This is a genomic window from Streptomyces triticisoli (assembly GCF_003270085.1).
Classification (GTDB): domain Bacteria; phylum Actinomycetota; class Actinomycetes; order Streptomycetales; family Streptomycetaceae; genus Streptomyces; species Streptomyces triticisoli.
In genome coordinates this window covers 1-22,372 of record NZ_QFDQ01000224.1, presented here as the reverse complement: position 1 = coordinate 22,372, position 22,372 = coordinate 1, and the positions used below count along the sequence as shown (strand labels likewise).

Below are 22,372 nucleotides of genomic sequence, written 5' to 3'. Positions count from 1 at the left end.
GGTCCGTCACTCCGGCGCCAGTTGCTCGGTGATCCGCTGTGAGGCGCGGCGGGCCGCGGTCGCCGGGTCGGCTCCGGAGAGCACCTTCGTCATGTACGCCTTGATGGGGTTGTCGGCCTCGACCGCCGCCCACAGCTCCGTGTTGGGGGTCGCCCGGCCGTGCGCGGCACCCGCCGCCATGGCCGCGACCCCCTCCTCGCCCGCGACGGCACCGGCGAGGGTCGTCTTGTTGGGGACGTAGTTCATGGTGCGGGCCAGGTCGGTGTTCCACTTGGCGCCGGTCAGGGCGGCGACGACGGCGACGGCGCCGTCCCGGTCGCCGGTGTTCCTGGGCACGACGAGGTCGGAACCGCCGGTGAAGACGGTGCCCGGCCGTGCGGCGGTCCTGCCGGGCACGGGGAAGAAGCCCAACTTGCCCTTGAGGGCGGGGTTCTGCTCCACGACGGACTGGGCGACACCGGGTACGGCCACGATCTGCGCCACCTTGCCGCGAGCGAACACCCCGGCCTGGGGCGGGTGTTCCTCGTCGGCGTCGACCGGGCCCCGGCCGAGTGCCTGCAACTGCCGGTAGAAGTCCATGCCGCGCAGTGCGGCGGGGGTGTCCAGGGTGCCCTTCCAGGCGCTGCCGGTCTGCTCGGCGAGGTCGCCACCCTCGTCCCAGACGAAGCCGGAGAGCGTGTACCAGTCCTGTCCGGCCAGGTAAATACCCTGATTGCCGCCCGAGTCGAGTTTCTCGGTGGCGGCGACCCACTCGGCCCGGGTGCGCGGCGGGGAGGAGATGCCCGCCTCCTCGAACAGGTCCTTGCGGTAGATGACGACCCGGTTGGCCGCGTACCAGGGGATGCCGTACTGCGCGGAGTTGTCCAGCCCGGGTTCGGCCAGGCCGGGCAGCCAGTCGTCCATGCCCCAGTCCCGCATCGACTCCAGGGTGAGGTTGGTCAGCCTGCCGCCCTTGACGTACTGCGCGACCTGCGTGTTGCCGACCTCGATGACGTCGGGGCCGCCGCTGCGGGAGTCCGCCCTGAGGGCGGCCTGCACCTTCGGGCCGATGCCGGTCCAGTCCTGGATGCGGATGTCGAGGCGCAGGTCGCCGTGGGTGCGTTCGAAGTCCTCGGTGAAGCGGCGCAGGAAGTCGTCCGACACGCTGCCCTTCATCAGCCACACGGTGACGGTGTGCCGCCCGCCGCCGTCCCGCGACAGCACACCGCAGGCGCTGACCAGACAGGCGGAGGAACACAGCAGGGCGAGGAGGCGGCGACGTCTCACGAGGGGTCCTGTTCTGTCCGAGGCGACGAAGGCATCCGAGGCACAGGGGAGGGGCCCGACGTGGGGGGAACGAGCAGGGGCTCGCGTGGGTGGCTGGAATCCTGGTGCAGACCAATGCCGGGGTCAAGGGGAGTGGCCACAAGGAGTACGCCTCACCGGCCGTACGCCTCGCGCTCCGCCTCCGCATACGGCACGGTGGAGTGACGCATGCCACACACGCGTGCGCAGTCCGCCACCCGCAGTCCGCAGTCCGCAGTCCGCAGTCCGCAGTCCGCAGTCCGTCGAGAGGATCACTCGCATGAGCGAGCACATCTACCGGGTCACGGAGATCGTCGGCAGCTCGCACGAGGGCGTCGACCAGGCCATCCGCAACGCCATCGCACGCGCCTCGCAGACCCTGCGCAACCTGGACTGGTTCGAGGTGACCCAGATCAGGGGTCAGCTCGAGAACGGGCAGATCGAGCACTACCAGGTGGGCCTGAAGGTCGGCTTCCGGATCGAGGACGCAGGCTGAGGGCATGAGCTGAGGGCATGAGCTGAGGCCACGAGCTCGGACCACGAGCCGGCAGCGGCGGTCGCTCAGGTCCGTCCCTCACGCTCCTGCGCGATCCGCAGCTCGGCCGACGGAGCCGCCCAGCGGGCGCGCAGAACGCGGAACCCCGCCCGTTCGGCGTCCTCGCACACCAGCTCGTCGTCGTCCACGAGGACACGGATCTCCCGGTCACGGGCGAGTCGGCGCAGGATCTCCAGCTTGGTGCGGCGGGCCGGCCTGCGGTCGGCGTCGCGCCGCATGTACACCCGCCCCTCGGGCAACCGATGGGCGGCGAGCCAGTCCAGCGTGTCCCGACGGCACCGCTCGGGCCGCCCGGTGAGATAGACGACCTCGCACTCGACGGCACTCTCCCGGACCAGCTCGACGCCCTGCTCGATCGGCGGGTCCGCGGGCGCCGCGGCGAAGAAGGCGTCCCAGTCGCGCGGCCGGCGCTCGAGGAACCGCTGCCGGTGCGCGGTGTCGGCGAGGGTGTTGTCCAGGTCGAACACGGCGAGAGGCCGTTTGCTGCTGTCCGTCACGGCCCCAGCGTAATGAAGCAACCCCCCGTCCGGATGCGAGCCGGGAACCCACGCCCGATGCTGGGTACATGTCCGGATCACTGCCCGTGACCGTGCACCCGCCCTCCCCGACGGGCGGCCGACGCGTGCGCGTGAACGGCGAGATACTGGGGCTGGCCTACAACGTCGCGGACGTCGCCGAGTTCCTGCGCCGCGCGGGCTTCGAGATCGACCCGATGGAGATCGCGGTCTCCCCGCTCATCGACTGGCGCGGGGTCGGCCCGGAATACTGGGGTCCTGAACCCCGGAGCCCGTCCGGCTGACCACCGCGGAAATCCACCGTAGAAGTCCACCACGGGAATCCCGGGGACTCCCCCGCGTTGAACCGGGTGTGAGCTCCCTGATCGCCTCCACCCGCTTCTCCGTCCTCGACCGCTCCCGCACCCGCGAGGGCCACCCGCCCGCCGAGGCCCTGCGGGACACGGTGCGGCTGGCGCGGGAGGTGGAGGCCCTGGGCTACCACCGCTTCTGGGTCGCGGAGCACCACGGCGTGCCGGGCGTCGCCGGCTCCGCACCGACGGTCCTGGCCGCCGCGGTCGCCGCCGCGACGTCCACGATCCGGGTGGGCACCGGCGGAGTGATGCTCCCCAACCACCAGCCCCTGGTCGTGGCCGAACAGTTCGGTGTCCTGGAGTCGCTCCACCCCGGCCGCATCGACATGGGCCTCGGCCGCTCGGTCGGCTTCACCGACGGCGTACGCAAGGCCCTGGGCCGCGACAAGCACGCGGCGGCGGACTTCGCGGAGCAGCTGGCCGAACTCCTCGGCTGGTTCGAGGGCACGTCACCGACCGGCGTCCGCGCCCGCCCCGCCGAGGGCCTGCGGGTCCCGCCCTTCGTCCTGGCCCTGAACCAGGGCGCGGCCATCGCCGCCGAGGCGGGCCTCCCCCTGGTCATCGGCGACCTGCGCGACCGCGAGAAGATGCAGCGCGGCATCGACACGTACCGCGCGGCCTTCCGCCCCTCCCCCTGGGCGCAGTCCCCCTACGTCATCGTCTCCGGCACGATCGCGGTGGCCCCCACCGCCGAGGAGGCCCACCGCCTCCTGATCCCGGAAGCCTGGTCCATGGCCCACGCCCGCACCCACGGCACGTTCCCGCCCCTGCCGCCCGCCGAACGCGTCGAGTCCCTGCCGATGACCGCCAGGGAACGCGGCTTCTACGAGTCGGGCCTGACCGGCCACCTGGCCGGCACCGAGGACCAGGTCGCGGACGCCCTGGAGACGCTCCTCAAGGAGACCGGCGCCCAGGAGGTCCTCGTCACCACCAGTACCTACGACCGCACCGCCCTGCTGGACTCCTACCGACGGCTGGCACGGATCTTCACGACATAGGTCCGCGCCGGAGTGCGCGGCGGACCGGGGTTGACCCTCGACCTTGTGGAGGGCTCAGAGTTCCGGACGTGGAGAACGACATGCGCAGCATCGGGGAGATGGCCCGGGACAGCGGACTGAGCGTGAGTGCGCTCCGGTTCTACGACCGTGCCGGTGTGCTGGTCCCCGCCTGAGTGGACCCGGTGAGTGGCTACCGCTGGTACGACCCCGAGCAGTGTGAAGAGGCCCGGTTGCTGGCGCGGCTGCGCCGAGCGGGCATGCCGCTGGCGGACATCCGGCTGATCCTGGCCGGCTGGTCCAGCGCGGACACGGACCTGGTCCGCAAGCTGCTGCAGGCGCACCTGCGCCGTCTGGAACTGGGTCTGGCCGATGCCCGCAGTGAGTTCTCCGTACTCCGATCCGTACTCGACCACAGGGAGAACCCCATGACTTCGCTCCGCACCGCCACCGTCCGGCTGTCCGTCTCCGCCCCGGAACTGGCCTCCGCGCTGGACGCGGTCCGTTTCGCGGCCAGTACCGACCCGGAGCTGCCGATGCTCGGCGGGGTCCTGTTCGACATCGAGGGCGAGGACCTCCGTGTCGTGGCCACCGACCGCTATCGGATGGCCGTCGCGCAGGTACGTACCGCCGGGCACGGCGCGGGCCGGGTGCAGGTCATCGTGCCCCTTCCCCTCGCCGGCGCGATGCGGGCGCTGCTGGACGGAGAGGGAACCGTGGAGCTCGCCGTGGACGGCGACCGCGTGACGCTGGAGACCTGGAACCGTCGGGCGGCCGGCCAGTGCCTGGACCACGACTTCCCCGACTACCGTCGCCTCGTCCACCTGCCCACCGGCCGGCGCGCCCTCGTCGATGTCGCGGCCTTCCGGGAGTCCCTGACGACCGGCCCCGTCCGCGCGAGCGAGACACGGACGCAGGACGGCGCACCCTATGACCTCAGCGTGCTCAAAGCGGCGGACGACGGCACGGTGACCGTCTGCGAGGACGGTGACGACGACCAGAACCACATCGCCGTCAACCGCGAGTTCCTGTTGCATGCGCTCGCCGCCGCAGCCCGGGACGAACTCGTCCTGGAGTTCGTCGCCCCCACGGCACCCCTCGTGATCCGCCGCCCCGACGACGAGGACACGTTCTCACTGCTGATGCCGGTCCGTCTGGAGAACTGAGTCGACGTCAGGCCTGCGGCTCGCGGGATGCCGGGCCCAGGGGCCGGCATCCCGCGGGCCGCGAAGAACCTGAACGGGGGACGGTGCGGTCATGACGGATGGGCGTGGGGGTCGGATGCCTCGAGTGCGCGGGCGAGGGTCGCCGCGTCGGAGGGTCCGATGTGTCGGCGGTCGCCGATGAAGAAGGTCGGGGCGCCGCCGGCCCCGCTCGCCTCGGCGCTGGCGACGTCGGCCCGGACCCGGGCGGCCGTCTCCTCGGAATCGAGGTCCCGCAGGAACGGCTCGATGTCGAGTCCGGCCTGGGCGGCATAGCCGACGATGTCGTCGAACTCGAGCTCGCTCTGGTGGGTGAACAGCAGGTCGTGCATCTGCCAGAAGCGCCCCTGCGCGTCCGCGGCGACCGCCGCCCGGGCGGCGAGTTCGGCGTGTTCGTGCACGTCGGGAAGCGGCAGGTGACGGAAGACATAGCGGAGCCGGTCGCCGAATCGCTGACGCAGTTCCTGGGCGACACCGGTGGCATGGGCGCAGAAGGGACATTCGTAGTCGCCGTACTCCACCAGGGTCAGTGGTGCGTCCACGGGACCCTTGACGTGGTCGGTGGCCGGGTCGACGGGGCGGTCGAGGACACGGGGCAGGTCGGCGTCCGTCTCGCCGCGCAGAACCGCGGCCAGGCGGAACGTCAGCCATCCCAGGACCGTGGAGAGCACGGCCGCCAGCAGGACGCCGACGGTCGCCTGGGCGCGCAGGACCGGGTCCCCGAAGGCGAGTCCGATGATCAGCAGGGAGACGGTGAAGCCGATCCCGGACAGCACGCCGCCGCCCAGGACGTGGCCCGGGCCGACACCCCGCGGGAGCTTGCCCAGGCCGAGGCGGACGCCGAGCAGGGCGCCCCCTCCGAGCCCCAGGAATTTGCCGACGACGAGGCCGATGACGACGGCCCAGGCGAGCGGGGAGGTCAGGGCGTCGGCGAGGACACCACCGCGCAGGTCGACGCCGGCGCTGGCCAGGGCGAACACCGGGACGACGACGTAACTCGCCCAGGGGTGGAGCACCATCTGCAGCCGCTCGTTGACGGAGACGGCGCGTTTCAGTCCCCTGCGTGCCGACAGACCCACGTCCGCCCGGGGGGACTGGCGGAAGGCCCGGAAGAGCCGGGTGGCCCGCTCCACCGCCTGGCGCGTGGGGGTGTGGGCGGGGATGAGCAGACCGCCGATCATGCCGGCGATGGAGGCGTGGAGGCCGGATTGGAGCGTGGCGAGCCACAGCGCGAGACTGATCAGCACGTACGGGGCCGCGCGCCAGACGCCCAGGCGGGTCAGCCCGGCCAGGACCGCGCACAGGGCGAACGCGCTCAGCAGTGGTGCCAGGCGGATCGTCTCCGAGAAGAGCAGGCCGATCACGGCGACGGCCACGATGTCGTCGATGACGGTGATGGCCAGCAGGAAGACACGCAGTTGCGTGGAGAACCGGGGGCCGACCAGGGTGAGCGCCCCCAGCATGAACGCCGTGTCGGTGCCGATGACGATGCCCCACCCTCTGGCGGCCTCGCCCCCGGGTGCGATCGCCAGGTACAGCAGCGCGGGGACGAGCATGCTGCCGACCCCGGCCAGGGCCGGGATCACGACGCGCTGACGGTCGGTCAGCACGCCCACGGAGACCTCGTAACGGACCTCCAGGCCGATGACGAAGAAGAACAGGGCCATCAGGCCGTCACTGACCCAGCGCCCCAGGTCCATGGACAGACTGGCCCCGCCGACCGAGAACGAGGCGTCGGTCGCCCACAGCGATGTGTACGCGTCCGACCAGGGCGAGTTCGCCCACACCAGGGCCACCACGACAGCGGCCAGGAGCAGGCCGACGCTGCCTGCCTCGGTCGTCAGGAAGGCACGCACCGGGTCGGCGAGCTGGGCCACCAGCGAGCGCCTCCTGACCGGGGTCTGGGAGGCCTGGGCGTCGTTCTTCAGCGTGTCGTTCTTCCGTATCACCGTCGTCACCGTGCCGTCCCGCTGTTCCCGTACATGCCCCTTGTGCCTCCGCTCCGGTGGTGGATCGCCTGCTGCCTTCCGCAGCGGAGGTCTCGGGCCGCGGGGGTGCCCGGGGAAGTGTGGTTGCCCCGGCGCCGTGTCGTGGTCACGCCGTCGCCGTCCCGGGGAGGGCGAAGTGGTGCCGCTCTTTCTCTGGGACGAGGTCCGCCATACGCCCCGGAGTCCTGGGTGGTGGTCCTGCGGGCGTCCTCCGTCCCGGCGACGACCGGTTGCCGGGCCGGTCCTCGGCCGGAGAAGTCCGGGAGGGTCTCGGCGTACGTGGAGGTGTGCGTGGAAGCGTTCTTCCGGCCGGTGATCCCGTAGTCGGAGAAACCCGCCGGGGCCCGCCCCTCGTGGATCTCGTAACGGCGCTGCTCGGGACTGTCGCGGACGGTGGTGGTCATGCGTGATCCTCCTGCGGGCTCTTCGGGCGGACCGCGGGGGTGCGGCGATCGCCCGGCTGGGCACGGGGTGACGGCTGACGACGGCACGCGGTTGACGGCATGGACGGTGATGACGGCCCAGGCCACGGCCGAGGTCTGCGCGAGCGTCAGGTACTGGGTGGCTTCGGCGTGGTCCTGCTCCTGATCCTGCTCCTGGGTAGGGGGGTCGGGAGGACGGTGAGAGGCGCGGTCAGAACCACAGCGGGGCGTTCGTCCGGGACGGACAGGCCGGTGTCACGACAGGCGGGCAGAACGGCGATGCGCCGAGGGACTCTCCGACCTTGACTGCGGCGCGCACATGAACGTCCGGGCAGGGACCACAGCCGTTGATCTGTAACGCGCGGATGTCGACCGGTTCGGTCAGGGTCCGGTCCGGGCCTGCGTCGCGGGCGCCCCTGCGGACGGCCTTGCGCACGGCCTTGGCGGCCTCGGTCCGGCACGGCGGCTCCAGACGGCCGGTCCCGGCCCGGCCGGCGGGGGCCTCAGCGGTGCTGACCGGTCCGCTCATCTCAGACGACCTCTCCTTGCATGCCCACCGGGTCCCTCGAGGACTGTTCCCTTTCCGCCGATTCTCTCATCTGTCCCGAGTGTCTCGTCCTTCCCGGTGGGCGACGGAGAAGTCGACCTGGAGCGCGTAGCGGTGTGCCACGTAGGAACTGACCGTGTGTTCCAGGGGGGCGCCGTGCTGGTCGACGATGGATCGCGTCTCGACGAACATCGGGGTGGCGGCGTCGACGCCGAGTTCGGGTGCGTCCTCGCCGGCCGTGCGTGCGGTGAGGACGGAGCAGCCGAGGGTCGGGTGCAGGCCGAGGCGGCGCAGTGCGTTGTGCAGGGAGCCGGTCTCCAGGTCCGCGGTGAGCAGGGCGTCGAGGGCGGCGGGGAAGGCGGCGTGTTCGACGGCGACGGGCAGGTCGTCGAAGAGCCGGATGCGGCTGATCCCGACCACAGCGGCGTCCTGGGTGGGGGCGGCGGGGTAGAGCGCGGCGGCTTCTTGGGGAGAGGCGGGGCGCACACCGGCCTGCAGGACGTGTGAGCGGGGTGTCACCCCGGCCGCGAGGGCCTGGTCGTGGAAGCTCAGAAGGGTTCCGACCGGGCGGGCGGCGGCGGCCCTGCGTACGAAACTGCCCCGGCCGGGCACGCGTTCCAGCAGGCCGTCGCGTTCCAGCCCGGCCAGGGCTGCCCGCACCGTCATCCGGGAGACGCCGAACTCCGCGGCCAGGCGTGGCTCCGAGGGGAACGGGGCTCCGTCGGTGGCCGCGGCGAGGCGTCGGCGCAACTGCTTCTCGATGCGTTCGTACAGCGGCTGCGGTGCGGGCATGGCGGGTGCTGTTCCTCCCGGGTCGGTGCGGGTCGCGGGCTCCGGCGTGACGCCCGTCGACATCGCCGCCCTCGCCTGTATAGGCTGTCTAGACAGATCATACAGGGCTGGAAGGAAAACCATGTCCGTCACCTCGATCGCCGCCCCGCGCTGGGACGGTCCGCTGCCCACGCCCGAGGAAGCGGCGAAGATGATCGACCACTCGCTGCTGCGGCCGGAGCTGACCCCGGCCGAGGTCGCCGCCGGCCTGGAGACCGCGTCGAAGTACCGCACGGCCTCGGTGTGCGTGCGTCCGGCCGATGTCACGGCCGCCGTGGCGGTGCTCGCGGGCAGCGGGGTCGCGGTCGGCAGCGTGGTCGGCTTCCCGCACGGCGGGGCGACCACGGCGGCCAAGGTGTCCGAGACCGCCGAACTGGTCGCCCTGGGCGCGCAGGAGATCGACATGGTCATCGACATCGGCCGCCTGCGCGGCGGCGACGTCGCTTACACCCAGGACGAGATCGCCGCGGTCGTGCGGGCGGCAGAGGGCCGCACGGTCAAGGTCATCTTCGAGAACGCTTACCTGGACGACGAGCAGAAAGTCGCCGGGTACCGCGCGGCCGAGGCGGCGGGAGCGGCCTTCGTGAAGACCAGCACCGGGTTCGCCCCGGGCGGGGCGACGGCCGCCGACATCGCCCTGATGCGGCGCACCGTCTCGCCGCACGTCCACGTCAAGGCCGCGGGCGGTGTGCGCACCCTCGACGCCCTGCTGGAACTGCACCACCTGGGCGCCACCCGCTTCGGCGCGACCGCCACCGCCACCATCCTCGACGACCTCCGGGGCCGCCTCGCCGGCACCGCGCCCCTGACGGACGACGACGCGACCACCGGGTACTGAGCGTGCACCGGGGTTCCCGGACTGCACCCCTGGGAGCTGCCTTGGCTCCATGGACCGCACTCGTCTCGTACGCTGCCCATCGGCAGGAACGGGACGCAGGCTCGCGACGCGTCGCCCGGCATCTGGGGAGGGGGCCGAGCCCCTTCAGTACGGCCGACTGAGCACCGGACTGAGGCGGCTCGGCCTTCATGTCCCGCCCCACGAGGGCCCGATGCCCCACCTGTTGGAGGAGCACTACGCCGAACGTCGATGCCCCCACCGGTCGGTGATGGCGGAACCGCCGTTCCGCGTCAGCGGCTGCCGCGGTAGTAAGTGACGTCCCAGTGCGAGCCCTCGCGGGCGTAGATGTTCCCCGACGGCGACTTGTATTGCTTCGCACGGTCACCGCGCTCGCCCACGTAGCGGAACGTGCGGGTGATGTACGAGTTCACGCACGGCGTCAACCTGATGTCGACCTTGTAGCCGTTCTCATGGCTGTACCGGCCCGGTCGGTGAATACCCCTCTCCGTTCCCGCGGTGAGGGTCACGGCGCACTTGCTCACCTTCTTGAAGTCGATCACCCCGGCGACCGTGCTCTTGTTGATCTGCTCGAAGGAAGTGCACTTGCTGTTGTTCCGGTTGCTGCACCCGCCCGACGAGGTCCAGGTGATGCCCGCCCGCTTCAACTGCTGCGCGGCGGCCGCATGCGAGTACTTCGCGGGTGCGGCGGTGGCGGCGGGTACGGTCGCCACCAGCAGGCCTCCGGCGAGCAGTGCGGCCGAAGCGGCGAGTGCGGCGGGACGGGCCGTACGTGACCTCATGAGCAGTGGCTCCTTTCCTGAACGGTTCAGTTACGCCCGAATCACTACCCGTCGGGCATTTACGGCATCCCTCTGCGAAAGGGCGCGTAGTGGCACTCCGGCGCACCATGATCCCCACCGCGCGCGGCCGGCGAATCAGGTGATGCGCAGTGCCTCGTACAGGCGGGAACCGTCCTGCGCGATCTTTCACCCATGGAGCGCGAGGCCATGCAGGCACTGAACTGCCTGGGGAGTGAGGCCCGGAATGTGAATGTCCACAGCCGTATGCATGGATGAGCTGGAGGCTTGCCGCCGAGTGCAAGGGACTGTGAGCTCTCCGGGCACCCCGAAGCCGCCTGCGCCGCGGAGGGTTTCCGGGTGGCGGATGGGCCAGTGGCCGAGCGTGGAGTGCTGACCGCGCCCGTGCGGGTGTGGGATACCGCGGTGCGGCAGGCCGAGGTGATCGGGCCGTTCGCCGCGAAGGACACGGTGGGACCGGCGGAGGCGGACGAAGCCGCCGCGAGGCTGCAGGTCTCCCGACGCCAGGTGTACGTGCGGCTCGGGCGGTGGCGGGCGGGCGAGGGGGGTGCCGGATCTGCTGTCGGGCCGCTCCAGCGGAGCCCGCGGCGGCGGGTCGCTGCCGGATGAGGTCGAGGTGGTCGTTCAGCCCGTCGTGCGGACACGGGCACGGTCCGTTGCCCACCGGTCAAGCCCGGCAAGGTGCTCCACCGGTGGCGAAACGGATATCGCTCGGCGGCATCTGACGGCCCAGCATGCAGTTCGTGCACTGAGTTCACAACTACCTACTGGAAATCTGGTGTGCGCTTCCGCCCCTTCGTGCGCGGGGCACTTGGGCTCGTGGACGTTCAGGCCCGGCCGAGGGCCAAGCTCGTCGTGGAGCTGCGAGAGCAAACCGGTGCACACCTTTACATGCTCACGCCCGCCGAGCTCCTCACCTGGGCCGAGCAACTGCTCGAAGGGTTGCACGTGGACCGGGACTCCGTAGACGACTTGGAGCAGCTGCGCGATGCGGATGGCACAGCCACACGCGATGCGCGATCACCTCGGCCGGGTACCGGTGCCCCTTGCGCAACGGCGGCGTACTCTCCGCGGTGATCCCCTCCCCCGCACGGCCAACCCCGAGGTCACCCCACGCGTCGGCCAACGTGACAGTGCCGGGCTGACGCCCCGCGCACCGGGCCCGGTCGCTCACGAGGGAGCGGCCGGGCCCGGCACGTTCAGTGATGTCGCGTCAGCAGTTCGGGATCACGGTGCCGTTGTTGTCACGCGCTTCGTCGTTGCCCCAGCGCGACAGGTAGTACGCGGAGACGTACGCTCCACGCCCGTTCTTGCCCGCGTAGGTGACGTCGAGGTCCGTCTTCAGCCACCAGTGGTTGTAGGTGCCGTTCGCGCCGCTGATCTTCTGGCCCCACACCTTGCAGTACACGTAGTTGGTGCCCGCGTACAGCACGCCCTGCGGGTCGTTGGTGTTCGACTGCGCGTAGCCCGTGGCGTTGGCGAAGGTGTCGACCCAGTACTTGCTGGTGCTGCAGCCGTTGTCGCTGGTCAGGTGGTAGCTGCCGTACGAGCTGGGGTAGGCGAGCTGGGTTCCGTTGATCTTGATCTTCTGGCCGACGCCGTTGTAGAGCTGCTCGTAGTGGATGTGCGCGCCGCTGGAGTTGCCGGTGCTCCCGGTGGTTCCGATCTGCCGGCCCTGTGCGACGTAGGTGCCGTCGGCGACACTGAAGGCGCTCAGGTGGAAGTAGTACGTCTGCCAGCCGCCGCCATGGTCGATCTTGATGTAGTTGCCGGCGCCGTTCGCCTGATAGTGCCGGGTGGCGGTTCCGGCGGCCGAGGCGAGCACGGGCGAGCCGCTGGTGGTGCCGCCGTCACTGCGGATGAAGTCCAGCGCCTCCCGGACCTCGGCCGAGTGGTGACTGTACGTCCACTTCTGGCCACAGGCGAAGGGAGCTTTGAAGAGGGGCGCCGCCTGCGCGGGCGTCGCCGCGAGCAAGCCGCCCACGAGTGCCACGAGGCCCAGCAGGGCAATGCGTATCGATCTCAATGCTGTCTCCGAACTACGAAGTGCATGGAGGACTGACCTCCGCGTACGCGGACGGGCCCAGAATGCCGCAACTTGATGCGTTCACAACAGACCCTCGGGAAAGTCCCCCGGAGCACGCCGGCGCCACCGGTCCCCGCAGCCCGGGGCAGGAGGCGTCGTCCACCCACCGCAGATGCGGGGCGGCGCCCCGGTTCCACTACGGCCCCCGGCGGATGGCCGTTGTCAGACCGGCGCGGCCGTGCCGGTGTCCTGCTCCCAGGTGATGAAGTGCTGGTTCATCTCGGCGCGGCACCGCCCATGGTTCCGGCCTGGGCAGGACCCGCTGGGTCGTGGAGCGGACCTTCGGCCGGCTCCACCAGTTCAAACGCCTCCGCCTCCGCTGTGAACGCCGAGCCGGCCTCCACCAAAGTCTGCTGGAACTGGCGTGCAGCAACATCTGCCTTCCCCATCTCCGCGGTGCAGGTGGGTGAGAGACGAGGGATCAGCTCGGGAGCCGGTGTTCTTTCAGGCCGTCCCACTCCGCCAGGGCAGCAGCGAACCATGTCACCGGCTTGGTGTCCCGGCGAGCGTTGGCCCAGGCCGCCACTGCCTCCGCGTCGGCACGGCCGAGGAGCAGACTTCGGGGCCCCGAAGCTCCCCCCTGGCTCCGGACCGAAGCGTCGGTGCGGTGCCGGGGGAGAGCCGGATCGCCGGGCGATGCCGCGGGCCGTCCGCTCCGTCAGACGCCGGGGCCGTCGGAAGGCAGCGTGACGCGCTTCGGGATGGCATCGTAGACGCCCGTGTCGAGGGAGTTCACCGAGCCGTCCGCGACGGCGTCGACCAGGCCGCCGAGCCCGGTCTCGACCATCTTGGCGAGCATGCCGTTGCGCTTCATGCCGTCGTACTGGGTCTGCGAGGACGTCTCGAAGAGAATCGCCGCAGAGCCGCGCAGCTGGTACGAACCGAGCGCGGTGCCCGGCAGGTTGATGGACTGGGGGTAGAGGGTCAGGTCGCCGTAGGAGGACTTGCCCCGCTCCTGGAGCGCCTGGTAGACGGCGACGTTGGCCCGCTTGGAGGCGTCCATGTCGAACTTGGGCCAGTTGCCGAACTCGGCCGGGTCGTCGATGAACTTGGCCGAGATGGACAGCGGCGACATGCTCTCCATGTCATCGGTGGCGTAGCAGGACCACTGGTTGTGCAGGTCGACGAAGTAGTCAACGGTGCCGAACTCCTGCTCCAGCGAACGGTAGACATCGCGGGAGGTCCGCGCCTCGGGAGTGATGTACCAGCCGGTGTCGGCGCTGTTGCCCGGGAAGTCCTCAGCAGCGGGAACGTAGTCCAGGTTCGGGTGGAAGTCACGGTTGACGTCGAAGCCGCCGACCCGGGAGTTGTAGTTCCACGCCGGGGACGCACCCGCCAGCTGCGGCAAGTCGGCGACGACCTCGTCCCAGGTCATGTCGTTCTGCCGCTGGTCGAGCTCGCCTCCGTCGACGTTCAGCCGGGGGATGACCACCACGGTCACCTTCTTCCGCAGCTCCTTGGCCGCCGGGCTGTTGGAGCCCCACTGCTTGAGCAGCTCCAGGGCCGCCTCGGTGCCGTGCATCTCATTGCCGTGGATCTGCGTCTGCACGTACACGACCTTGTCGCCCTCGCCGACGCGCGCGGTGTGGATGGCGCGACCCTGGTTGGAGTACCCGGCCACCTCCACGTCGACGGTGCCGCCGGTGCTGGTCTCCAGCTGCTGGAGAGCGGTGGTCAGTTGCGCGTAGTCGACGAAGCCTTCGTTGCCGGAGCCGGAGGCCTCGGTGCCGCAGTGGGACACCGGCGGGATCGCGCCGGCGGTGGGGTTGGCGGTGGCGCCGGCGGCGACGGTGGAGAGGCCGGCGATCAGGGCGGTGCTCGCCAGTGTGGCGACCCATCTCCGAGCGGACATTCACTGCTCCTCAGGTGTCGTAAGGCACTTCCGAGGGGGTGGCGTGCGCCACCCTAGGCGGCCGAGAGACATCTGTGAACGGGGCTTTACTCCTGTCACTTACGCGCCTGGCCCGGCGGGCGGCCGTCCTGCCTGCAACGGCCATGCACTTCGCGATATTTTCTCGCCAAATGCTCTCATCTGCAGTAACGCCGCTTGGACACAAGGGCGTTGACGGGTGACGCGAGTGATCACAGCCCCTTACGCTGGCCCGCGGATCGGGCAGGCTTGTGGACCTTTCACGGTACTCATAGGCTCGCCCGCCGTCAGGCGCTGCTCGCGACATCAGGGAGAAACACTTGCGTAGGTCCAGTGGTTTCGCCAGATCCGCACGTACTGCTACCGCCGCCCTCACCGGCGCACTCCTGCTGACCGGTGCCCTGTTCACCGGCACCGCCGCCGCGGTCGGGGAAGGCCCCGACTACCAGGGCAACGAGACGATCAACACCTCGATCCTGTCCACCTACGACGACGTGGCCCGCTTCTTGAAGGACCAGGACGCCAAGCAGGACGCCATGGAGCTCGAGGTGATCGGGCAGACCGTCAAGGGCCGCGACATCCACCTGGTCAAGTACGTCAGCGACCCGGACAACCCGACGATCCTGTACCTGGCGCAGCAGCACGGCAACGAGCAGCTGACCACCGAGGCCATGCTGCACACCATCAAGTCCCTGGGCTCGCCGTCCAAGGCCTCGCTGCTCAAGGACGTGAACATCCTCCTCATCCCGATGTTCAACGCCGACGGCGCAATGGGCGACGTGAACTTCCCCCTCGACGGCTACCTCGCCAAAGGCGAGCGCCACCTGACCCGCTACAACGCCAACGAGGTCGACCTCAACCGCGACCACGTGGCCAAGGAGCAGCCCGAGACGCAGGCCCTGCACGAGAACGTGCTGCGCGCCTACGACGTGGACTACGCGATCGACATGCACCACCAGGGCACCCAGTCCCGCGTGAACGGGAAACTGGTGTCCGGTTCGATCCTGTACCCGACGACCCCGGACGTCTCGCCCGAACTGGTCGAGAAGTCCAAGCGGCTCGGCTCCGTGGTGTACCACAACGTCAACCGCACCGGCTGGGGCCACATCGGCCGGTACGACGGGGGCTCGGCCAACACCATCGGCCGTAACGGCATGGCGGCCGAGTACGGCATCGCCACGCTGCTGTTCGAGATGCGTGGGATGAGCGACCACGAGTACGCACCGTACGTACTGGGCCAGAAGTCCAACGGCTACCTGATCAGGCAGTCGGTGCTCACCATGGAGGCCACCATCCAGGCGGTCGCCGACGGCTCGATCGACCAGGCGGACACCTCCTTCTGGGACACTCTCCCCCGGCAGTGCAACACCTGCTGACGACGGCACCACCGCGGTGAATCCCCGGGTCACCGCCCCTCGGAGGGCGGTGACCCGGGGATTCCGCCGCCCGGCAGGCCCTCCAGGATGCATTTCAAACATGGATGGGCGAACGTTGCCTGATGCGGCACTGGCTGAAGCAGAGCGAGCCCGGGCGATCGCGGTCTCGAATGTCCATTACAACTACCACCGGCCTCACACCTCCGCACGAGCGTCACCAACGCCATGGCCGGCAACAACTAGGGCGTGAGCGGCAATACACCTACTTCAAACGCCCTCGAAAGAGAGACCTCGGCCCAGACGGTTTTGGTGTACGCGTCGTGGGCGGTGCAGCCCCAGCGGTCCGCGTATGCCTCGACGAGCAGGAGGCCACGGCCCGACGTCGCGTCAGCGGGCGAGGACGGGGCGGTGGGGGGCGGGGGCAGGCGCTCGGGGCGGGTGTCCGTCACCTCGATCCGCAGGCCGTGCGGCAGGAGGAGCAGCGTCAGCCGGAAGTCGCGGCCGGGGAGGCTGCCGTGACGGATCGCGTTGGACGCCAGCTCGGCCGTGACGAGAGCGAGGGTTCGGGCGGGTTCGGCGTCGTGCGGAAGGCCGGTCCACTCGGTGAACTGCTGGACGGCGAGGTGCCGGGCCAGCCGGGCGCCGTGTCTGGTGCTGCTGAAGCGCAGGGTCAAGTGGTGGGTGGCGGGGGTGTGGGATGGCGTTGGTTTCGCCTCGTCGATGAACTGATGCTGTGTCACTAGGCCAGCGTGGGCGGGTGGGTGTGTCGCTGACCAGGTACGTCGGCCGTACGTCGGGCCTGTCGTACGGCCGGGGCGGTGCGCTGGTGCCCTTGTTGTACGGGGGCTTGTACGGGCCACACGTCGTGCCCTCGTTCCTGCGGGTCGCGTTGGACATGGTCCCGGTGGCGTGCGGGTGACCGAGCGTGGCCGTGGGTAGTGGGCGGGGTGGCAACTCAGGGGACGGAAGCGCGTGGGAGCGTGAAGGCGGTGCGGGGCACGCGGGCCGTTCTCGCCCCGGATACCCGACTCGAAGAGATCTCCTCGACGAAGAAGTGATCTTCTTCAACAAAAAGGACATGCCTCCTGTACAACCCTTCCTCCCCATGCGGTGTCAAACACGGCGCCGGACATAGGCACGGGACCTGTCCGGGCACCCCCCGCGCCCCGAGCCAGCCGGTCGTATCTGAGCCAAGGAGCCGCTCATGCGCAAGCACTGCTCGGCCGCCGTCGCGGCGGCATCGTTTCTCCTCATCACGGGCGCGGTCATCGCGACCGCTCCGAGCGCCTACGCCGGAACACCCGGCGGAACACACGCCAACGACCGCAACACCGACTTCAACGGCGACGGATACGACGACGTGCTCGTCGGCGGACCCGGGGCGACGGTCGGCGGGCGCAAGGGCGCCGGCATGGTAACCGTGCAGTACGGCGGACCCAAGGGCATCGGCACGACCAGGGCCAAGGCCTTCAGCCAGAACTCCGCGGGTGTCCCCGGCGCCGCCGAGACCGGTGACGGCTTCGGCAAGTCGCTGGCCACCGGCGACCTCGACGGCGACGGCTACGACGACGCGATCATCGGCGTCCCCGGCGAGGACCTCGGCACCGTTGCCAACGCGGGCGCCGCGGTCGTCCTGTGGGGCACGCCGAAGGGCCTCACCGGATCGGCCAGCACCTGGCTGCAGTCCGACCACGTCACCGCGGGCGGCAGGTTCGGCGCCTCGCTCGCCGCGGCCCGCTTCGACGGCACCACTCCGGGCGACTCCCTCGCCGTCATGGACTCGGTCGGGCTGACGATCTACACTTTCGAGCCCGCCCCCCAACCCACTGCCAAGAGCGCGGACGCGCAGGCGCGGCGGCCGGTGCAGAAGTCGCGCACCACGCTCACCTCGCCTCCGCGGAAGACGCTCGGCAAGGCCTCCGCCGCCAACGCGCCGGGCATCCGGCCCAAGTCGATGACCACGGGCGACTACGACAACAACGGCTTCGCCGACCTGGTCGTCTCCGGCACCAGCGTGGGCAACGAGCCGGGCTACGGCTGGTCGTACATCCTGCCCGGCACCGCGTCGAACGAAGAGCCGCTGCCGATCACCGCGGTGCGCGGCGGCCCGGTCGTCGCGTCCGGCGACATCAACCGCGACGGCTACGACGACCTGGTCACCGGCGAGCCGCACAGCCCGGACGACGGCGGCGAGAACATGACCGGCGGCATGGTCGGTGTCTACTACGGCAGTGCGGACGGCCCCGCCGGCCGGGAGGGGCCGGGCACCCCTCCCGTGTGGTGGACCCAGAACTCGGCGGGCGTGCCGGGCACGAACGAGCGGGGCGACGGCTTCGGCACCGACCTCTCCGTCGGCGACAGCAACGGCGATGGATACGCGGACGTGGCGATCGGCGTCGCGGGCGAGGACATCGGCGCCGTCGCCGACGCGGGCGCCGTCACGGTCCTGCGTGGCTCGGCCAAGGGCATGACTTCCACCGGCGCACTGTCCGTGCACCAGGGCACCAAGAACGTCCCGGGCACCGTCGAGAAGGGCGACAAGTTCGGCGGCCAGGTCTCCTTCACCGACCCGAACCGCGACGGCCGCTTCGGCCTGCTCGTCTCGGCACCCGGTGAGAACACGAACGACGGCTACGTCTGGGTGTTCTCCGCGGGCAGCTCGGGCCTGACCACCTCCGGCTCCTGGAGCTACAGCCTGAGCGCGTTCGGCGGCCTGCGGACGGACGCGCTGTACGGGGCGGCGATCGACGACTAGGCGTTACAGCCGTCATGGAGCGGCGACACCGCATGCCCCGGCCGCGAGGCTGGGGCATGCGGTGCTTCGTCACGGGCGATGCCCGCCTCCGCGCGCAGGGCATGGCCGATCCACCGCATCCGCACCTGCCCCACGCCCCGCACGCCCTCCACGGCGCCCAGAACTTCCCGGGCGCGCCACGAGCTGTGGGTCGCCCCGGACGAGTGGGCTGCGTTCGTGACGCTCGCGGCCGGGTAGGGTTCCGTCCGGGGTCTCCGGGCAGGACGATCGGGGTGTTGGAAAGGCTCACGCCTCGTACGTCGAACCTTCGGCGGTCGGTCACCGTCCAGGTGCTGCCGTCAAGCTCGGCGCGGATGAGTTCGACGGTCCGCTGGTTGTGGTCGCGGCGGGTCAGCACGGCCCGACTGCCTCGGACCTCGAGGCCGCGGAGAACACCACGGCTTTGGGTGTCCAGAAGCCATCGGTCTCGCTACGAAACGTACGGCCGCTCACCAGTCTGAAGGGAGGCGTTCGTCGTAAGGTGAGAGGCGGCCGAAGGAGGCCAACGGCCAAGGGAGCCATATATGACGCGGTACCTGATCTCGTTCGATGACGGCGCGATGACCTTCCCCGAGGAGGAGTTGCCCGAGGTGGCCAAGGCCTCGCACGAGGTGGTGCGTAAGGCTCAGGACGCCGGTGTGTGGGTCTTCGGTGGTGGACTGGAAAGGCAGCAGGCAAGCGTCGTGGCCACCGACGGGACCGTCACCGACGGCCCGTACCCGGAGACCAAGGCGGTGCTCGGCGGGTTTGCGATCGTCGACGTGCCCTCGCGTGAGGATGCGCTGGAGTGGGCTGCCAAGATCGCTGCCGCGTGCCGCTGTGCGCAAGAGGTCCGGGAGATCATGCCCGACCCGACCGTCTGATCGAAGACGACCCGCCGCGGCTGGGGCCCCTCAGCCGCCACCCGGGCCACCCCTTGACGTAGGAAATGCGTTCCGGATATCGCCGGTGGACCAGCACGACCGCGAGTTCCCCGGCCGGTCCGGCACTCCACCACAGAGCCTGGTGTCCTCGGGCGGTATCGGCAGCGGGCAGGTTCCACGCCTCCTGCACCGCGATGCCGGAGTGGTCATTCATTCGCTGACGTTTCATCAGGAACAGTCACCTATGGGACTCCAGGGGCCTACGTCTCCCGAAGATCCCCACCTCACTGGTCTTGGGGCTGGAGTTGTACGTGCTTTTGTACGGGCGCTGTACGGGGCGGGGTCGTATCCCGGTTCGGGTGGTTCGCGTTGAACAGGGTCCTGGCGGTGAGGTCGAGCGCCGCTGGGGATTCAGATGGGCGGGGTGTGCATTCCGGGACGGCGGAAGGGTGTGGAAGCGTGAAGGCGGTACGGGGTACGCGGAACAGTCGTGTGGCGAAGACGAAGGGTGAGGGGCCCGACCTGCCGGGTGTGTGGTCGGCGTACGGTGTGCTGCTCCAGTTTCTGCGGAAGCGGTCGGGGTTGAACCAGCAGCAACTCGGGGACGCCATCGGTTACTCGCTGGAGCAGGTCGCCTCCGTGGAGCAGGGGCGGCGGCCGGCGAAGGCGGCGTTCACGGTGGCGGCGGACCGAGTGCTGGAGGCGGGTGGGGTCCTGGAAGCGCTCCAGGATGAGGTGGACCGGGCGAAGTTGCCTCGGTTCTTCCGTAACTTCGCGCTGATCGAGGCGGAGGTGGTGAGCCGCTTCTCGTACGACCCGCTGTTGGTGCCGGGGCTGTTGCAGACGGAGGCGTACGCGCGGGCCGTCTTCGCCGGGCACTGCCCGCCGCTCAGCGAGGAGATCATCGACCAGCACACGGAGGCGCGGCTCAGTCGGCAGAAGCTGCTCATGCGGGTGCCGCTCGCCGAGTTGTCGTTCATCATCAGCGAGGAGGCGTTGCGCGATCCGGTGGGCAGCCCAGAGGTGATGCGCGAGCAGTGGCGACAGCTGCTGGAGGTGGGCGCGTTGCGCAACGTGGAGATCCAGGTCATGCCTGCCGGGCGGGGGTTCCATCCGGGCAAGAACGGTCCGTTCGTAGTGGTGGAGACGCACGAGCACAAACACCTTGGCTACTTCGAGTCCCAGGGCGTCGGGTGCGTGGTCTCGGAGCCCGCAGAGGTCAGTGCCTTCGCCTTGCGATATGGCAAGCTGCGATCGCAGGCCTTGAACGTCGAGGAGTCTGCGCGACTCATCGAGCGGATGGTTGGAGAGACATGAGCGTGGAGCAGGTTGCCGAGAACGTGGACGGGCTGCGCTGGTTCAAGAGCAGCTACAGCGGATCGGACGGCGGCGACTGCGTAGAGGTGGCCGCCGGCCTGGACACCGTGTATGTGCGGGACTCGAAGACCGCGGGTCGCGGACCGGTGCTGCGGGTTGGCCAGGACGAGTGGGCTGCCTTCCTGGCGCTCGCTGCGAAGTAGAGCCAAGCAGCGCTTCCGAACAGAACAACGGGCTCGCTCACGTCACTTGAGATGACGCGAGCGAGCCCGTTGTTATGCCGTCGGCTCAGAACAGGGCGCCCTCGGCGCCCTCACCGAAATCCGACCCACCTCGCGCGGCGAGCTGATCCTTGCGCTTCCGGATGGCTTCGGGAGACGGCGGGGGCAGGTCGGGGTGCTTCTCCCTGGCCTTCTTCTCCGTCACTCCCTTGTGTTGGCCGAGGTGAACCTCGTCGGCGTATGCCTGATGGTTCAGCTCGCGCAGGCGGTCGATGATCTCGGTTCGGGCGAGCAGGCCGACAGTGTAGCGAGTGCCCTGGTCGGTCTCGTGGAAGCCGTGGCCGAGCGGGAATGTCTCGCGGGTCGGATTGGCAGGCGGGGTCTTCCCGGAGTCGTCCAGGAGGTCGTGCCATCCGTAGGCCTCAATGGCCGCCTTGTCGATCTCCTCGTGGATTCGACGGAGTTCGACGATGCCCTGGTCCTGGCAGTCGGGATCATGAACCAGGTTGTACGTGGCGGTGAGGCCCATGCTGCGTGCGAGCATCAGATCGCGACGATAGGTATCAAGATGAGTACCGGCGGCACGGAGACGCCCCCCCCGGCTGAGCCGGGGGGAGGCGCGAGGAGCAGGATGGGCGCCGTGCCCACCATGGTTGTTGAGATCCACGTGCCGTTGCTGCCGACTCCAAATCTGCCGGAAGGCGCCTACCCGTTTCCATGGATCGAGGAGATTGAGGACTTCCTGTCCGACCTCGAAGGCCAAGGTGACGTAGAGGCCTTCGAAGACGGAGAGGAACACGAGGACGCTTACGTCTTCTTCGTCGCCGGAGCCGGTGAAGAGGAACTGCTGGCGGTGGCGTCCCACGTGGCCACGCTGCCCGGAGTCCCTGCGGGCACTTTCGCGGTCGTCAGTGACGACGAGGCCGAGGAGTTCGGACTGGGGCGACACATAGCGCTTCCGCTGCCTGCAGCCTGAGGCCCACACTGAGCCTCAGGCACCTTCCAGGGGCCAGGTTGAACCGGGGTGGGACACCGCGCGCGTTACGAAGTAAAGCTCCTGGTAGATGGGTTGTCGTCCAAGATCAACCTGTCCGCCCGGAGCTTCGTGTGCTTGTCTACCCATCTGGTCTCGATCTGTCCAGTGCAGCCCTGCGGTTCCTGGCCGGGAAGCTGACCGCCCTGCGACGTGAACGGGGAACACGGTGGCGCCGGCTCGGAACGGACCGGCAGGCCCTGCTGGTCCTGGCCCACCTGCGGTGCGGCCACACCTACACCCAGCTCGCAGCCGGGTTCGGCATCGGCGTCAGCACCGTCTACCGGTACGTGACCGAGGCCGTCGAGATGCTGGCCGCGCTGGCTCCCGGCCTTGCCGAGGCCGTGCGGGCCGCTTCCCGCAAGGCCTTCGTGATCCTGGACGGCACCGTGCGCCACGAGGCGCTTGAAGACCGGGCGGGGGTGAAAGGACTCCGCCACCGGGCTGTCGCAGCAGTCCGGTT

24 protein-coding genes and 1 pseudogene are annotated in these 22,372 nt (G+C 69.8%); 14 read left to right on the top strand and 11 right to left on the bottom strand.

Annotated elements, in window-relative coordinates; translation table 11 throughout:
* Positions 1–6 precede the first annotated feature (6 nt).
* Positions 7–1,266 (bottom strand): extracellular solute-binding protein, encoded by a 1,260-nt coding sequence (locus DEP02_RS27470; RefSeq protein ID WP_112470374.1) that lies wholly within the window; start codon positions 1,264–1,266, stop codon positions 7–9.
* Between the two features lie 298 nt (positions 1,267–1,564).
* Between DEP02_RS27470 and DEP02_RS27465 the strand changes: the two genes are divergently transcribed.
* Positions 1,565–1,780, top strand: coding sequence for a dodecin (locus DEP02_RS27465; RefSeq protein WP_112470373.1), 216 nt, complete (start codon positions 1,565–1,567; stop codon positions 1,778–1,780).
* 65 nt (positions 1,781–1,845) lie between these two features.
* Here DEP02_RS27465 and DEP02_RS27460 read toward each other — a convergent pair whose 3' ends face one another.
* Positions 1,846–2,337, bottom strand: coding sequence for a phosphatase domain-containing protein (locus DEP02_RS27460; RefSeq protein ID WP_112470372.1), 492 nt, complete (start codon positions 2,335–2,337; stop codon positions 1,846–1,848).
* A 68-nt stretch (positions 2,338–2,405) separates the two neighbouring features.
* On the opposite strand from DEP02_RS27460, the gene DEP02_RS27455 reads away from it, so the two are divergent.
* The 3 genes and pseudogenes from DEP02_RS27455 (at position 2,406) to DEP02_RS27445 (ending at position 4,869) form a co-directional block, all read left to right on the top strand.
* Positions 2,406–2,639: a hypothetical protein gene (locus tag DEP02_RS27455; RefSeq protein WP_198668617.1), complete on the top strand. Its 234-nt coding sequence runs from the start codon at positions 2,406–2,408 to the stop codon at positions 2,637–2,639.
* A 68-nt stretch (positions 2,640–2,707) separates the two neighbouring features.
* Entirely contained in the window at positions 2,708–3,706 is a 999-nt protein-coding gene (locus DEP02_RS27450) for an LLM class flavin-dependent oxidoreductase (RefSeq protein ID WP_112470371.1), read from the top strand.
* Between the two features lie 68 nt (positions 3,707–3,774).
* A pseudogene (locus DEP02_RS27445) lies at positions 3,775–4,869 on the top strand (DNA polymerase III subunit beta family protein).
* A gap of 89 nt (positions 4,870–4,958) precedes the next feature.
* Here DEP02_RS27445 and nhaA read toward each other — a convergent pair.
* The 4 genes from nhaA to DEP02_RS27425 all read right to left on the bottom strand — a co-directional run bounded on the left by nhaA (position 4,959) and on the right by DEP02_RS27425 (position 8,654).
* On the bottom strand, positions 4,959–6,782 hold the full coding sequence (gene nhaA / locus DEP02_RS27440) for a Na+/H+ antiporter NhaA (RefSeq protein WP_112470390.1): 1,824 nt from the start codon (positions 6,780–6,782) through the stop codon (positions 4,959–4,961).
* Positions 6,783–6,859: 77 nt separating this feature from the next.
* The gene (locus DEP02_RS27435; protein WP_112470370.1) at positions 6,860–7,297 is read right to left on the bottom strand and encodes a GNAT family N-acetyltransferase; all 438 of its coding nucleotides are present in this window, start codon (positions 7,295–7,297) and stop codon (positions 6,860–6,862) included.
* Between the two features lie 229 nt (positions 7,298–7,526).
* The gene (locus tag DEP02_RS27430; RefSeq protein ID WP_112470369.1) at positions 7,527–7,844 is read right to left on the bottom strand and encodes a carboxymuconolactone decarboxylase family protein; all 318 of its coding nucleotides are present in this window, start codon (positions 7,842–7,844) and stop codon (positions 7,527–7,529) included.
* 66 nt (positions 7,845–7,910) lie between these two features.
* Positions 7,911–8,654, bottom strand: coding sequence for a GntR family transcriptional regulator (locus DEP02_RS27425; protein WP_198668616.1), 744 nt, complete (start codon positions 8,652–8,654; stop codon positions 7,911–7,913).
* A 121-nt stretch (positions 8,655–8,775) separates the two neighbouring features.
* On the opposite strand from DEP02_RS27425, the gene deoC reads away from it, so the two are divergent.
* On the top strand, positions 8,776–9,531 hold the full coding sequence (gene deoC, locus DEP02_RS27420) for a deoxyribose-phosphate aldolase (protein WP_112470367.1): 756 nt from the start codon (positions 8,776–8,778) through the stop codon (positions 9,529–9,531).
* 290 nt (positions 9,532–9,821) lie between these two features.
* Here deoC and DEP02_RS27415 read toward each other — a convergent pair whose 3' ends face one another.
* Complete coding sequence (locus DEP02_RS27415) at positions 9,822–10,331, bottom strand: hypothetical protein (RefSeq protein ID WP_112470366.1); 510 nt, start codon at positions 10,329–10,331, stop codon at positions 9,822–9,824.
* A 372-nt stretch (positions 10,332–10,703) separates the two neighbouring features.
* Between DEP02_RS27415 and DEP02_RS27410 the strand changes: the two genes are divergently transcribed.
* Positions 10,704–10,958: a hypothetical protein gene (locus tag DEP02_RS27410; RefSeq protein WP_112470365.1), complete on the top strand. Its 255-nt coding sequence runs from the start codon at positions 10,704–10,706 to the stop codon at positions 10,956–10,958.
* A gap of 604 nt (positions 10,959–11,562) precedes the next feature.
* On the opposite strand, the gene DEP02_RS27400 is transcribed toward DEP02_RS27410, so the two are convergent.
* Positions 11,563–12,375, bottom strand: coding sequence for a M23 family metallopeptidase (locus DEP02_RS27400; RefSeq protein ID WP_112470363.1), 813 nt, complete (start codon positions 12,373–12,375; stop codon positions 11,563–11,565).
* Between the two features lie 308 nt (positions 12,376–12,683).
* Here DEP02_RS27400 and DEP02_RS27395 point away from each other — a divergent pair, with 308 nt between their 5' ends.
* Positions 12,684–12,845, top strand: coding sequence for a transposase (locus DEP02_RS27395; RefSeq protein ID WP_438947805.1), 162 nt, complete (start codon positions 12,684–12,686; stop codon positions 12,843–12,845).
* Between the two features lie 248 nt (positions 12,846–13,093).
* On the opposite strand, the gene DEP02_RS27390 is transcribed toward DEP02_RS27395, so the two are convergent.
* Positions 13,094–14,287, bottom strand: coding sequence for a M14 family zinc carboxypeptidase (locus tag DEP02_RS27390; protein ID WP_112470362.1), 1,194 nt, complete (start codon positions 14,285–14,287; stop codon positions 13,094–13,096).
* A 338-nt stretch (positions 14,288–14,625) separates the two neighbouring features.
* On the opposite strand from DEP02_RS27390, the gene DEP02_RS27385 reads away from it, so the two are divergent.
* Positions 14,626–15,681: a M14 family zinc carboxypeptidase gene (locus tag DEP02_RS27385; RefSeq protein ID WP_112470361.1), complete on the top strand. Its 1,056-nt coding sequence runs from the start codon at positions 14,626–14,628 to the stop codon at positions 15,679–15,681.
* Positions 15,682–15,920: 239 nt separating this feature from the next.
* Here the strand turns inward: DEP02_RS27385 and DEP02_RS27380 are convergent, their stop codons facing one another.
* Positions 15,921–16,421 carry an ATP-binding protein gene (locus tag DEP02_RS27380; RefSeq protein WP_438947803.1) on the bottom strand — a complete coding sequence of 167 codons (501 nt, stop codon included), beginning with the start codon at positions 16,419–16,421 and terminating at the stop codon, positions 15,921–15,923.
* A 464-nt stretch (positions 16,422–16,885) separates the two neighbouring features.
* Between DEP02_RS27380 and DEP02_RS27375 the strand changes: the two genes are divergently transcribed.
* The 4 genes from DEP02_RS27375 to DEP02_RS27360 all read left to right on the top strand — a co-directional run bounded on the left by DEP02_RS27375 (position 16,886) and on the right by DEP02_RS27360 (position 20,858).
* Positions 16,886–18,436, top strand: a complete 1,551-nt coding sequence (locus DEP02_RS27375; RefSeq protein ID WP_112470360.1) for an FG-GAP-like repeat-containing protein — start codon at positions 16,886–16,888, stop codon at positions 18,434–18,436.
* Positions 18,437–18,999: 563 nt separating this feature from the next.
* Complete coding sequence (locus DEP02_RS27370; protein ID WP_112470359.1) at positions 19,000–19,338, top strand: YciI family protein; 339 nt, start codon at positions 19,000–19,002, stop codon at positions 19,336–19,338.
* Between the two features lie 492 nt (positions 19,339–19,830).
* Positions 19,831–20,655 carry a helix-turn-helix domain-containing protein gene (locus tag DEP02_RS27365; protein WP_112470358.1) on the top strand — a complete coding sequence of 275 codons (825 nt, stop codon included), beginning with the start codon at positions 19,831–19,833 and terminating at the stop codon, positions 20,653–20,655.
* Positions 20,652–20,858, top strand: coding sequence for a DUF397 domain-containing protein (locus DEP02_RS27360; RefSeq protein ID WP_112470357.1), 207 nt, complete (start codon positions 20,652–20,654; stop codon positions 20,856–20,858). The genes DEP02_RS27365 and DEP02_RS27360 overlap by 4 nt, the downstream gene beginning before the upstream one ends.
* An 85-nt stretch (positions 20,859–20,943) precedes the next feature.
* Here the strand turns inward: DEP02_RS27360 and DEP02_RS27355 are convergent, their stop codons facing one another.
* Positions 20,944–21,420, bottom strand: a complete 477-nt coding sequence (locus tag DEP02_RS27355) for a hypothetical protein (RefSeq protein WP_232839299.1) — start codon at positions 21,418–21,420, stop codon at positions 20,944–20,946.
* Positions 21,421–21,507: 87 nt separating this feature from the next.
* Here DEP02_RS27355 and DEP02_RS27350 point away from each other — a divergent pair, with 87 nt between their 5' ends.
* Both DEP02_RS27350 and DEP02_RS27345 read left to right on the top strand, forming a co-directional pair.
* Positions 21,508–21,852, top strand: a complete 345-nt coding sequence (locus DEP02_RS27350) for a hypothetical protein (protein ID WP_232839298.1) — start codon at positions 21,508–21,510, stop codon at positions 21,850–21,852.
* Positions 21,853–21,983: 131 nt separating this feature from the next.
* A partial coding sequence (locus DEP02_RS27345) for a helix-turn-helix domain-containing protein (protein WP_232839297.1) occupies positions 21,984–22,372 on the top strand: 389 nt, incomplete at its 3' end.